This is a genomic window from Paraburkholderia ultramafica, assembly GCF_902859915.1.
GTDB classification, from domain to species: domain Bacteria; phylum Pseudomonadota; class Gammaproteobacteria; order Burkholderiales; family Burkholderiaceae; genus Paraburkholderia; species Paraburkholderia ultramafica.
Map to the genome: position 1 here is coordinate 71,954 of NZ_CADIKK010000004.1, position 13,071 is coordinate 85,024.

Here is a 13,071-nt window from a genome sequence, read left to right on the forward strand (position 1 = left end):
CGCCCCGCCCATCATCCGCCCGACTCAAAACGATAACGGCGCGCCCAAGGCGCGCCGTTATCGTTTGCCTTCATCGCCGGTTCACGGCTCCTTCATCAATGGCGTCAAGGTGGATGCCGCGATCGGCAACGTCTCGGTTTGCGACGGCGCCTGAATCGCCATGGTCGAACTGTTCGCAGCTTCGACCCGCGTCCTGCCGACGACCTCCGGCGCATCGAGCTGCCGCACCAGATGGCCGGACAGACGCAGCGCCAGCGCGGCAATCGTAATGGTCGGGAAATTGGCGCCGACAGTCGGAAACACCGAGCTGCCGCCCACATACAGATTGCTGATCCCATGCACCTTGCAATCACGGTCGACCACGCCCTCGCTCGGCGAATCGTGCATGCGCGTGGTGCCCATGTGATGCCAGGTGCCCTCCAGCTCCGCCGGCCACGCCCTGCCTTCGAGCGGCGCGTCGAGTTCGATATCGGCAATATTGGCCATCTGCAATTCCTGTGCGAGCAGCAGGAAGGTTTTGTCGAAGGTGCGCTTCACCTGTTCGCCGAGGCGCCACTCCACCCGCACGCGCGGCATGCCGAAGCGGTCATGCTGGTCGGCCGACAATGTGACCCGGCTATCGGGATCGGGCACCGCTTCGACGATCGCCTGCAACGTCACATCGGTGATCAGCGCGGGCCACTGCAACAGCCGCGTCAGACCGTAGCCCACGGTGTGCAGCGGGTGCGCGATCATCGTCGCGATGTCCGTCTTCAGATTGCGGCGAGGCTGGTCCTTCTGCAACAGCGCTTCCTTGCAGTGGATCAGCGCCTCGGAACCCGCGCTGCCTTCGCCGTACCATTTCGAGTACAGCCACACACGCGAATTCAGCAGCTTCTCGCGTTCCATCAACTCCTGTCGCGGAGCGAACTGCGAAGAGATCTTGGTGCCATGCGCCGACACCGCGGCATTCTGATAGTGGTACTTGATGTCGTACAGCTTGTTGCGCGCAATGCCCGCACGAAAACGCACGTTGCCCGACATCATCCGCGGATGATCCATGAAGTAGCGGCCGACCAGATCGTTGGCGTTGCCGAGTCCCGCCGCCTGCACGTTGTTCGACGCGAGCAGCAGCCGCGCATTCTCGATGCCGCCGGTGGCCAGCACGAACATCCTTGCCTGCACCGAAATCCTGCGGCCGCTAATCGTGCCGACCCGCACGCCGGTGATCGTCGTGCCCTGTGCGTCGGCGTCGATGTTGAGCACGTTTGCGTGGAGGAACACGCGCACCCGCACCGAGCGCGACAGCTCGTCGCGATACGCCTTGCCGAAGCGCACCGGCGGGCTGAACTGCGCGACGGTGTCGCGCATGTCGCCGGTAGCGAGCGGCACGCGGCGCACGTCATGGCGGCCGATCTCGCGCTCCCAGTAAGCGGGGTCGAAATTCTGCGGGCCGAGCTTCAGCAATTCATGCGTGCGTGCGTAATACGGCGCCAGCTCATCGAGGCCGAACGGCCAGCCGCTGTGTGCGATCCAGTCACGTTTCTCGAAGTCCCAGGGATCCAGCGGGCGGCACCAGCCGCCCCAGCAGTTGCTGCTGCCGCCGAAGTAGCGGCTGCGCGAACCGTCCGCGAACGTATAGGGCAGCCCGATGTTCTCGCCGCGATAGAGGTCGCGGGTTTCGTCGTCGGGGCCGAACCCGCCGCTTTCGAGCATGCAGATGTCCACCCCCGCGCGTGACAATTCGAGCGCCAGCGTGATGCCCGCGACTCCGCCCCCGATGATGCAGACCGTCGTTTCAATAACGGTGTCTTGTTCAACAGTTCGAGTATCGATGAACATCCGCTGCTCCCCATCTTCGTCACGCATTTACCGCGTGCGTCGCTGAAGTGGCCGATCAACCGCGGTCACCCGGCAAATATGCACACGACGAGCCCGGACACCTTATGGACCGCCGCTGGCGTCGACAGACGGGTGTCGACAAATCCATGACGGCCACCGACCTTCCGGTGATCACGAGTCTGGTCTCCGCAGCGTATCGACGCTGTGGTTCTTTATCTGTGCTTCAGCTAACGGAAGCAAACCGCTTCCGGATAAAACGGCAAGGATTTCCGCCGTACACGCCCTCCGGTTCCAGCGAGCGATGCACGACCGACAGAGGCGTCACCACCGCCGAACGGCCGATCGTCACACCCATTTGCACCACGCACTTCGAGGTGATCCACACGCCGTCCTCGATGACGATCGGCGCGACGCACAAATCCATCGTGGCGCTCATGTCGTGAGACCCGGCGGTGAGGAACGTGCCCTGCGAAATGCAAACGTTCGAGCCGATGCGAATCGGCGCCTGGTTGTAGATCCACACATCGACGCCGAACCAGCACTTGTCGCCGACCTCGAGATTCCACGGCGCCTTCACGCGCAACGGATGGACGAACCGGCAACCCGTGCCGATCTTCGCGCCGAACAGGCGTAACAGCCCGACGCGCACAAACGAGATCGGCAGCAATTTGTTGTTGATCACACACGCTTCGAGCACAAACCAGATGAACTCGATCAGGACGCTCCGCTTGCTCTGATAGTTTCCCTTTCCCGCCAGACTCAGATCGATCACGCGCCCATCCTCGCGAGCGTCTTCGGTCTGTCGCAGGTGCTCGATCTGCTGATCGCCGGCAATGTTACCCATCAGCTTCCTCCGATGCACGAGCCGTGGTATGCACGTGCAGGCATACCAACCCACTCGCTCACATTATGTTGCGTCTCGTTCCCGCACTTTGCACAGTGGCTGTGCGGGCAAGCGTTTTGGCGGCTACGCGCGCCAAGCCTGGCGCACGATAGCTCTATTGCGACTGCATTTTCATGGGGACCACGATGACCACTTCGATTCGGCACGCTGCTACATGGATGTTGGCCGGCGCCGCAACGTGCGCCATATCGGCCTTCGCGCAGAACAACGCCGCCCCCGCCGCGGCGACGGTCAACGGTTATGGCGCCGCTGCGCCGGCTCCCGTCGACCGGGCCGCAAAAAATCGCAACAACGAACAACTGTTGCTCGGCGCACCACGCGAATACGGCGACGGCGGCATGCAGGACAATACCGACGACGCCCAGCGCGCTGCGCTGCTCGACCAGCAACGCATGACCGTCACGGGCGGTCAGCCGGCGCCCGCCGGCAAAGCTCAACGCAAGGCGCCGGCGGCCGCTAACGGCCAGGTGCGCGTCGCCGGCCAGCCGGGCCCGGGCCGTCAGAATGCCGGCGACGGCTTGCTGCCCGCGGGCGCGGCGAAGAACACCTACGCCGATCCGTACGGCACAAGCAAGCGCTCCGTCTACCGTTCGCCGTGGTGAGGTCGCATTCATCAGATGGCCGCGTGCCGGATCAATCCGGCGCGGCTTTCTCCGCAGTAGCCGGCTTGCGCCGCCGGGCCCCGCCCGTTGAAGGCCGCGGATCGAAATACGCCGCCCTCGTCTTCACCCGCGTCGTGCCCACCTGACGAAACACCGCGGCGAGGCGCTCCTCGAAAATCTGAATGATCGGCTCCGGTGACAGCGCGTGCTCCGCGTAATGGCGTGCAGCCCTGCCGAGCGCGGCGCGCCGTTGCGCGTCGCTGGCCAGCATGCTGAGCGCCGCCGCCAGCGCCTTGACGTTGTCCGGCGGCACCACCACGCCGCGCGACGCGACTGCTTCATGCAGCGCCGTGCCGCGGCGGGCCATCGCCACGGTTGCGCGGCCGCTCGCGAACATGCCGGTGAGTTTGGACGGCATCACCAGATCCGCCGCGTCGGCGCGCTGCGGCAGCACGTGGATGTCGGCGAGGTTGAGCAGTTCGTTCAGGCGTTCAGCCGGTTGCAGCGGAATGAAAATGCAGTTCGTCAGTCCCGTGCAGCGCGCGACCAAGCTCTCTTTCGCGGCGCCGCTGCCGCAGAAAACGAAGCTGATGTCGGTGCGCGCGGCAAGCAGCGCCGCTGCGTCGGCGAGCGTTTCGATGCCCTGCTTCGCGCCCATGTTGCCCGCGTACAGCACCACTTTCTGCTCATCGGGAATGCCAAGTTGTTGCCGGTAATCGCTCGCTCGCGGCAGCGGAAAGATGCTCGACGCGTCGACCCAGTTCGGCAGGCACACGACCCGCGCCGGCTGCACGCCCTTGGCCGTCGCGCGCACACTCATCTGCGGCGTGATCGACGACACCGCATCGAAGCGCCGCAACAGCGCGCTTTCGAACCAGCGCGCCACGCGCGCCGCACGCGAGCTTTTCAGCAGGCCGAGATCGAAAGCGGCGTCGACCTCGTAGTCCTGAATGTGCAGCCATGCGCTCGCGCGCGTGATGCGGGCGAGCAGCAGCGTAGCCGGCGCGCACATCAGGGTCGGCGCGATCAGCATCACCGCGTCGGGGCGCCACAGCGCATGCCGGGCGAGCAGCGGCAGCGAACTCGCCGCGAAGCTCGCCAGATGCAGCATCCGCTTGATGCCGGTCGGCTGCGACGGCACCCACAGCGGCGCGCGCCACAGCGTCACGCCGTCACGCGTCTCGCGCCGGTAGCGCCACGCCGCGTAGCCCGCCGACACGCGCCACTCGGGGTAGTAAGGCGGCGCGCACACCACTCGAACTTCATGTCCGCGGCTGGCCAGCAGCACGGCCATTTCCGCCGTGTACTTACCCACCCCCGTCAGTTCCGGCGCGTAGTTGAGGCCGTAGATCAGGATCTTCATTGTGACTGCCAATGTTTTAGAGCTTCGCGTGGGCGGCACTGCCGCGACTCGTGTCAATCGCCCAACATCAATGCGCAGCCGCGGGCAATATTGGCGGCAGCCGAAGGTGGATCGAAGCGGCGAATCACATCCATGCAGCGATGCGCGGTGCCGCCGGCGTCCGCGAACGCTTCCATCGCTTTGAGCATGGTGCGCTGAAGGCCGGGCACGTCGCCCGCCGTAAACGGATAACCGGTCACCCCGTCGATCACCAGTTCCGGCACGCAGCCGCAACTCTCGCTGACCACCGCCGGGCAGCCATGCGCGAGCGCCTCGTTGACGACCAGCCCCCACGGCTCGCTGTAGCTCGGCAAGACTATGCAGGTCGCGTGGTAATACTCCTGTGTGAGCGGTTCGTCCTGCAAACTGCCGGCGAACGTCACCGAGTCGCCGAGTTCGAGTTCGGTGACCTTCGCCTGCAGCACGTCGCGCATCGGCCCGGTGCCGACAATGCGCAAGCGCGCCGCCGGGATACGCCGCCGCAAGCCGGCGAACGCCTCGATCAGCGTGCCGATGCCCTTCTCTTCCGACAAACGCCCGACGAACAGGAACACCGGCGGATTGCCCGCACGCGCGGCGACTCGCTCGACCAGCGCGCGTTCCGGTGAAAACGACCCCGGCAAAGCGGCGGCCTGACACGGCACGAAGATCTTGTCGCGTTTCGCGCCGAGCGACAGCAGGTACTCGCGGCTGCGCTCGCCGAAGCCGAAGTAGCCGTCGCACAGCGAGAAGAACACCCGCTTCGGAATCGACGTGAGCAGTTTCTTGGGCCGGTCGCGCGCGGTCGAATCGACGAACACCGCGCGCCGCTTGCCGGTCACGATGCAGGCCGCCAGCATCGCCCAGTACTCGGGCCGGTGATAACCGGGCAGCACGATGAGGTCCGACTTCGCCCGCAGCACTTCCCAGGTGAGCCGGGCGATCATCTTGAGCGTCGGTACATCTTCGTAGCAGCCGTCGAACAGCTTTTGCATCGGATAGCGATGGTACGAATAATCGACGTCGGAAAAGCCGACCCGGTCGTACTCCGTATCCGCGATCTGCACCATCGAGTAGCGGATCGCTCCGGAGGCCGAAATGTTATGCAAAGCGGAGAACACAACACCCTTGTGGCGCGACCATACGACGTTATGGAAGATCGTGACTGACGCTGTCATTTTGATGCCGCTCCTCGAAAAATCGTCCCTGCGTGCGTTGCGCGTACTCCGCGCGCACGCCCCCCAAGCGCTCTTTCAGCCCGCTGTCGTGTTCAACGGTTCCGGCTTGCGCGCCTAAGCAGGCATCGCGGCCGCGGTCGAACCGTGCGCTTTGACGAAGTCTTGGTAGGTGGCCGCAATGCCCGCCTCCAGACCGATCGTCGCGCGCCAGCCTATCTGCGTGAGCCGTGAGACGTCGAGCAATTTGCGCGGCGTGCCGTCGGGTTTCGATGCGTCGAACACGAGTTCGCCCTCGAAGCCGACTACTTTGCAGATACATTCGGCCAGCTCGCGGATCGACAGGTCCTCACCCACGCCGACGTTGAACAGGCCATCGGTCAGGTTGTGTTCGAGCACGAACAGCGTGGCCGCGGCGAGATCGTCGACATGCAGAAACTCCCGGCACGGCGTGCCCGAGCCCCACACCGTCAAGGTCGCGGCGCCGCTCATCCTCGCTTCGTGCGCCTTGCGCAGCAGCGCCGGCAACACGTGGCTGCTGTTCAGATCGTAGTTGTCGTTCGGGCCGTACAGATTGGTCGGCATCAACGCGACGTACTGCGTGCCGTACTCGCGGTTGTACGCTTCGCACAGCTTGAGGCCGGCGATCTTCGCAATCGCATAGGCGTCGTTGGTCGGTTCGAGCGGCGAAGTCAGCAGATACTCCTCGCGGATCGGCTGCGGACACTGCTTCGGATAGATGCACGACGAACCGAAAAACACCAGCCGTTCAACCCGCGCGCGATACGCCGCGTGGATCACATTGGTTTCGATCACCAGATTTTCATAGATGAACTCGCCCGGCTGCGACGCGTTCGCGAAAATGCCGCCGACGCGCGCGGCCGCGAGCAGCACCACGTCGATCTGTTCGCTTTCGAAGAAGCGGTTCACGGCCGCCTGATCCGTGAGGTCGAGCTCGGCCCGTGTGCGCGTGACCACGTTCCCGTAACCGTCGGCGACCAGACGCCGAACCAGCGCCGAGCCGACCATGCCGCGGTGGCCCGCAACGAAGATGCGTGCTTGTTTGTTCATCGCCGTTACTCGTGATGTTCCATCGCCGTGAATCCGGCCAGCGTGACGAGCGCGTCACGGCGTGCAATCTGGTAGTCCGCGCGCACCATTTCCTTCACCAGCGAAGCGAACGACGTGGTCGGCTGCCAGCCGAGCTTCGCGTGCGCCTTCGACGGATCGCCGAGCAGCGTTTCGACCTCGGCGGGCCGGAAGTAGCGCGGATCGACACGCACGATCACGTCGCCCGGCGCGATCTTGATCTCGCGCCCGTCCACCTTTTCGACGATGCCGACTTCATCCACGCCGCTGCCTTCGAAGCGCACGGTGACACCGAGTTCAGCGGCCGCATGCTGGACGAACTGGCGCACGCTGTACTGCACACCGGTGGCGATCACGTAATCCTCCGGATGCTCCTGTTGCAGCATGCGCCACTGCATCTCCACGTAGTCGCGCGCATGGCCCCAGTCGCGCAGCGCCGACAGATTGCCGAGATACAGCGTCTTCTGCATGCCCACCGCGATGCGCGCGACAGCGCGCGTAATCTTGCGCGTCACGAAGGTCTCGCCGCGCACCGGCGATTCGTGATTGAACAGAATCCCGTTGCACGCATAGAGTCCGTAAGCCTCGCGATAATTGACCGTGGTCCAGTACGCGAACAGCTTGGCGACCGCATACGGGCTGCGCGGATAGAACGGCGTGGTCTCGGATTGCGGCACCTCCTGCACGAGCCCGTATAGCTCCGAGGTCGATGCCTGATAGAAACGCGTCTTGTGCTGCAAGCCGAGAATCCGGATCGCTTCGAGAATCCGCAACGCACCGAGACCGTCCGCGTTAGCCGTATACTCCGGTTCCTCGAACGACACCGCGACGTGGCTCTGTGCCGCGAGGTTGTAGATTTCGTCAGGCTCGACGCGCTGGATCACGCGCAGGATGCTGGTGGAGTCGGTCAGGTCGGCGTGGTGCAGAAAGAGTCGCTGCTCCGGGTCGTGGGGATCGCGGTAGAGGTGATCGATCCGGTCCGTGTTGAACAGGGACGACCTGCGTTTGATGCCGTGTACGTCATAGTCCTTGGCGAGCAGCAACTCAGCCAGGTACGAACCGTCCTGTCCAGTGACGCCGGTGATCAGTGCGACCTTGCGTTTCATAGAGCCTTCTCCCTCGTTAAGCCATTGAGATGCCAATGCCAATGCCTGCACCGATGCCGCAGCGCGGTCGAGCGGCCGGCCGAAGGCCGCGCCTTCAACCGGCAATGCTGTCGTAGCCGTAATAGCCGCCTTGATAGCCCGAGCCGAGGAACGCGCCTTCCTGCGGCACGTCGGTCAGCAGCACGCCCCGCATCGCCACGCCGCCATTGCGCAAGCGTTTGGCTGTCTCGATGATCTCGTTGAGCGGATGGCGGCCGTGGCGCACCACGAGCAGCGTCGTGCCCGCGTACTTGCCGATCACCGTCGAGTCCGTGACCGCGAGCACCGGCGGCGTGTCGACGATCACGAGGTCGTAGTGCGGCTTCAGTTCGTCGAGCATCGTTTCAAAGCGCTTGCTCATCAGCAGTTCGGACGGGTGCGTGGGCAGCGTGCCCTTGGCGAGTACGTCGAGACCGGGCAGCACGTCGCGCTGGATCATCGCGCTCAGATCGCCGCCGCTCAGCACGTCGGACAGACCCGGCTGATGGGCGATGCCGAAATGCGAATGGACGTCGCCGCGCCGCATGTCGCCGTCGATGATCAGCACGCGCTTGTTCGCCGACGCCACCAGCGCCGACAGGTTCACCGACAGGAACGACTTGCCGGTATCGGGCCGCGAGCCGGTGATCATCACGACGTTGTTCTCGGCGTGATCGAGCGAGAGCTGCAACGAGGTGCGCAGATTGCGCACGCCTTCCACCGCGATGTCTTCCGGCGCCTGCTGCGCGAGCACATGCAGGCCGCGCCGACGCAGCATCACGTCCTCCTGCAGCCGCAACTGGGTCTGGCTGCGCGGCACGACCGCGAACACCGGCACGCCGAGCATCGCTTCGAGTTCGTCCGGACGTTCGACGCCGCCGTACATCGCGCGCTTGAAGAAGGTCAGCAGGATGCCGAGCACGAGGCCGCCGCCGAGCGCGATCAGGATCGCCAGCACGCGCTTCGGGCGCACGGGTTCGTCGGGCGCTTCGGCAAAGTCCACCACGCGCACGCTGCCCACCTGGCCGGCCTTCGCCACGCGCAGTTGCTGCGCGCTGTTGAGCAGATTCGTGTACAGCTCCGTATTGACGTGCACGTCGCGCAACAGGCGCAATGCGGTCTGTTCGGTATCCGGCATCACCGCGACGCTGCGGTTCATGTTGGTCTGCGCGCCCTGCAATGCGGCGATTTGCGCGTCGAGCGCGGCCACCGCCGGGTGACTCGCCGTGAAGCGCTGCGACATCTCCGCGCGTTGCTGCTGCAGGTCCATCAACTTGGTCTTGTTGTCGACGATCTGTTGCAGCAGCAGGCGGCTTTCCTCGCCGAGGTCGACCGTGCCGTGCGTGTTGCGGAACTTGTTGTAGCGTTGCTCGGCTTCGTCGAGTTCCTTGCGCAAGCCCGGCAGTTGCTGATCGAGGAACGCCAGCATGTGCTGGGCTTCGGTCGAGCGGCTCTCGACGTCCTGACGCACGAACTTGCGCGCCATGCTGTTGACGATCGCCGCGGTCAACGCGCTGTCGCCGCCTTCGAGACTCGCGCGAATCACGCCGGACTGCAGCGTGGTTTCCTGCACCAGCAGTGCTTTCTGCAGACGGTCGACCGTGCTCAGCGTCGACGCGCGCGACAATTCGAAACGCGAGCCGGGTGCGCCGACCAGCTTGTCGACGCGCAGCGCGATCGGGCCGTCGGCGGTATCGGTTTCGACGGTCTCGCCGACCCGGCCTGACAGGATCGCAATGCCATTGCGGTCACGCAGCACGTACGTGCCGTCGGCGCCCGCAATCAGCGTGAAGGTCGTGTCGTACATTTCCTTCGACGTATCGAAGCGCGACACCGAAATGCTTTCGCCACCCCACGCGAAGCCGGACAGGTTGACGAACGACGGCAGCCTGAAACCCCATCGGCCGTTCACCAGCCCCGCGATCATCCCGCCGATGAGCGGAAAATAACGCGGCGACGCGGTGATATCGAGGTGCAGATTCCTGACAGTCTCCTCCGTGACGAGACGCGACTTCAGCAACTCGATCTCGGCCGCCGTCGACGGCTTGGTGTCGAACATGCCGGTGAGCGGCGGCAAGGAATCCTTGCCATTCGCATTGGCATTGGCCGTCTTGTCCTCGACGTGGAACAGCACGTCCGCGCGATACGTCGGCGGCGCGAGGAACGCATACGTGCAGCCCAACGCGAGCGCGATCAGCGTCACCACCAGAATGGTGCGCCAACCGCGCACGATCGTGCGAAGGTAGTCCGACAGATGAAGCTCGTCCGGTCCGGACACGTCGGTGTAGCGGTTTTCGAAGTTCATTGCCATATTCGTCACCCAGCAAAGCCCGGCGGTTCAGGTTTCATGTTGCACGCGTTGTCATTTCGCCAGCACGGCGCCCGTCACAGCCGCATTGATCGCCGGCAGCAGCAGGTTCAACACACGGTTGAAGCGGACCAGCCCGCCTTGACCGACATACACGACGTCTTTCGGCTGAAGCTCGAACTGATTGGCGAGCACCATCGACACCGGCGAGGTCGCATCGAGGTGGTAGACCTGCGGCGACTCGCTCGTCGAATTGCGGATCACGAACAACTGCCTGGCCGCGGCCGTGTTCGAGTCGAAGCTGCCGCTCTCGGAGATCGCTTGCGAAAGCGTCAGCGTGCCGTTGCGCATCGGCAGGATGGTCGCGGGCTTGTTGACTTCGCCCATCACATAAACGCCGTTGTCTTCACGCGATGCCACGCGCAGCAAATCGCCCGCCTGCAGATAGATGTCCGACGGGTTGCGGCCGCGCTTGATCAGATCGTCCACGTTGATGTGATAGGTGACGCCGTTGCGGATCAGTTCGAGGCGGCTGCGGTCGGCATTCGGGCTAAAGCCACCGCCCTGGTTGATCGCCATCATCAGCGACATCGGGATATCGTTGAACGATTGGGCGCCAGGCGTGCGCACTTCGCCGTCGATGTAGATCTGCGACGCGCGGAACGACGCCACCCGCACTGTCACTTCGGGCTTCTGGTACACCTTGCTCAGGCGGCTATGCAGTTCCTTCTGGATCGTCGCGGCGTCCTTGCCGGCCACGTGCACCGTGCCCGCGTACGGAAACTGGATGTCGCCGTGTTCGTCGATCAGGAAGCCGGGCATCGCATCCGAAGTACGCGCATTCTGCGGCGGCTGTCCAAGCGCGGCGGCGAGCTCCGGGTGGTCCCACACGACGATCTGCAGCACATCGCCGGGGCCGACCCGGTACGCGGCCGGTTTGCCGAACAGCCCGAGTGTCTGCGGCGAGAGTGCCGAGGACGTCTGCGCCTCATTCATCTTGTGCAGCAGCGACAGGTTGATATCGGTAATCGGTATCTGCTGTTGCTGCGATGCCTCGGTGCTGAAATCGCCACCTGTATCCTGAATCGCGGCTGGCGTGATCATCCGTTGGCCGGGGACGATCCCGCATCCGGCAAGCAATGTTGCAGTAGCGAAAACCAGGAGACTTCCCGTGCGTAAACCAAGTGAGCTCATGATGTTTCCTCCGTGCGCCACGGCGGCTGTTCTCGATGGAGGCAGCGCCAGGCGCGTTTGTTAACTACTTAGTAAGCGTTTCGATGCACCAGTCCAGCGACAATCGTCGCGCCGATAATCCGCATGTCGAGTGCGAACGACCAATGCCCCAGGTAATACAGGTCATGTTCGACTCGACGCTCCATCTTTTCGATGCGGTCAGTCTCGCCACGAAAGCCGTTGATCTGCGCCCAACCCGTAATCCCCGGCTTGATCCGATAGCGATTGATGTAGCCCGCGACCACTTTCTGATAGAGGTCGTCGTGCTCGAGTGCATGGGGACGCGGTCCAACGACCGACATGTCGCCACGCAACACGTTGAAAAATTGCGGCAGCTCGTCGAGGCTCGTGCGGCGCAGGAACGCGCCGACTTTCGTCACACGCTTGTCGTGGCGGGTCGCCTGGCTGAGCGTGCCTTTGGCCTCGGTATGCAGACGCATCGAGCGGAACTTGTAGATCGTGAAGACCCGGCCGTCGGCGCCCTTGCGTTTCTGCTTGAACAGAACCGGCCCGCGCGACGAGAGCTTCACCGCGATCGCAATCGCCAGCAAGATCGGCGCGAGACCGATCAGCGCGGCGGCCGCGAATAGCCGGTCGAAGATTTCCTTCTTCAGCATCGAACTGGCGGACAGCGGCGAGGCGACCAGATTGATCGCCGGCACGCCGAGCAGGTCGATCACGCCGCTGCCTTCGAACAGCGCGTGGCTGCGCACGTCCGGCATGAAGCGGATATTCACCAGGTCGTCGCGGAACTCGCCGATCAGCGCGCAGATCAGCGGCTCCTCGGTCAGCGACAGCATCAGCCAGAGTTCGTGCACATCGTTCGTGCGGATGTATTCCGCCAGCGCGTCGACGGTATCGAAGACCGGCACGCGCGGGTTCATCACGGCCGACACGTCCGACTTCGTGTTGTAGACGGCGGTCGCGCGAAAGCCGGCGGTCGGCGCGGATTCGATGCGCCGAATAATGGCGTCGCATTGCGAGCCGCTGCCGACGATCGCGACCTGATGCAGGTTCATGCCGGCGCCGCGCGCGCGCGCCAGCACCGCGTGCGTGATCAGCCGGTACGAGATCAGCAGGCCGCCCGTCACGGCGGTCCAGTACGAGAACCACAGCCGCGAGACGAAGTCGATGCGATGCAGCGAATACATCATGACCAGCGCACATACCTGCACCATCAGCCACGCGAGCGAGACCTGGCCGGCCAGCGCCAGCTTGGAGCGGCCGCGCCACGATTCGTAGACGCCGAACGCCGGGAAGATCGCCAGCGCGAACGCGGCGGAAAACATCACGAGCGCCCAATAGAACCCCGATTGCGCGAGGTAGTCGAAGCGGATCTGCGACGCCACCGCCGCACCCACCAACACCAAAGCGACATCGAAAACTCGCGCGAGCAAATCCTGAAACTTGCGCATTTTGCTTACCTCGTTCTTG

General features: G+C 64.1%; 10 protein-coding genes. 1 reads left to right on the plus strand and 9 read right to left on the minus strand.

Annotation, left to right across the window (positions count from 1 at the left end):
* Positions 1–81: 81 nt before the first annotated feature.
* The gene (locus tag HV744_RS05635) at positions 82–1,821 is read right to left on the minus strand and encodes an FAD-dependent oxidoreductase (RefSeq protein WP_175148552.1); all 1,740 of its coding nucleotides are present in this window, start codon (positions 1,819–1,821) and stop codon (positions 82–84) included.
* A gap of 223 nt (positions 1,822–2,044) precedes the next feature.
* Positions 2,045–2,665 (minus strand): DapH/DapD/GlmU-related protein, encoded by a 621-nt coding sequence (locus tag HV744_RS05640; protein WP_175148553.1) that lies wholly within the window; start codon positions 2,663–2,665, stop codon positions 2,045–2,047.
* 185 nt (positions 2,666–2,850) lie between these two features.
* Between HV744_RS05640 and HV744_RS05645 the strand changes: the two genes are divergently transcribed.
* The gene (locus HV744_RS05645) at positions 2,851–3,327 is read left to right on the plus strand and encodes a hypothetical protein (RefSeq protein WP_175148554.1); all 477 of its coding nucleotides are present in this window, start codon (positions 2,851–2,853) and stop codon (positions 3,325–3,327) included.
* A 31-nt stretch (positions 3,328–3,358) separates the two neighbouring features.
* Here HV744_RS05645 and HV744_RS05650 read toward each other — a convergent pair whose 3' ends face one another.
* From HV744_RS05650 to HV744_RS05680, 7 genes are all read right to left on the minus strand, one after another.
* Positions 3,359–4,690 carry a glycosyltransferase WbuB gene (locus HV744_RS05650; RefSeq protein WP_175148555.1) on the minus strand — a complete coding sequence of 444 codons (1,332 nt, stop codon included), beginning with the start codon at positions 4,688–4,690 and terminating at the stop codon, positions 3,359–3,361.
* Positions 4,691–4,743: 53 nt separating this feature from the next.
* Positions 4,744–5,886 carry a glycosyltransferase family 4 protein gene (locus HV744_RS05655; RefSeq protein WP_175148556.1) on the minus strand — a complete coding sequence of 381 codons (1,143 nt, stop codon included), beginning with the start codon at positions 5,884–5,886 and terminating at the stop codon, positions 4,744–4,746.
* 114 nt (positions 5,887–6,000) lie between these two features.
* Entirely contained in the window at positions 6,001–6,954 is a 954-nt protein-coding gene (locus HV744_RS05660; protein ID WP_175148557.1) for a GDP-L-fucose synthase family protein, read from the minus strand.
* A 5-nt stretch (positions 6,955–6,959) separates the two neighbouring features.
* Positions 6,960–8,078, minus strand: coding sequence for a GDP-mannose 4,6-dehydratase (gmd, locus tag HV744_RS05665; RefSeq protein ID WP_175148558.1), 1,119 nt, complete (start codon positions 8,076–8,078; stop codon positions 6,960–6,962).
* Between the two features lie 94 nt (positions 8,079–8,172).
* Complete coding sequence (locus HV744_RS05670; protein ID WP_175148559.1) at positions 8,173–10,407, minus strand: polysaccharide biosynthesis tyrosine autokinase; 2,235 nt, start codon at positions 10,405–10,407, stop codon at positions 8,173–8,175.
* Positions 10,408–10,458: 51 nt separating this feature from the next.
* Positions 10,459–11,598 carry a polysaccharide biosynthesis/export family protein gene (locus HV744_RS05675; protein ID WP_175148560.1) on the minus strand — a complete coding sequence of 380 codons (1,140 nt, stop codon included), beginning with the start codon at positions 11,596–11,598 and terminating at the stop codon, positions 10,459–10,461.
* A gap of 68 nt (positions 11,599–11,666) precedes the next feature.
* Positions 11,667–13,052: an undecaprenyl-phosphate glucose phosphotransferase gene (locus tag HV744_RS05680; protein ID WP_175148561.1), complete on the minus strand. Its 1,386-nt coding sequence runs from the start codon at positions 13,050–13,052 to the stop codon at positions 11,667–11,669.
* Positions 13,053–13,071 lie beyond the last annotated feature (19 nt).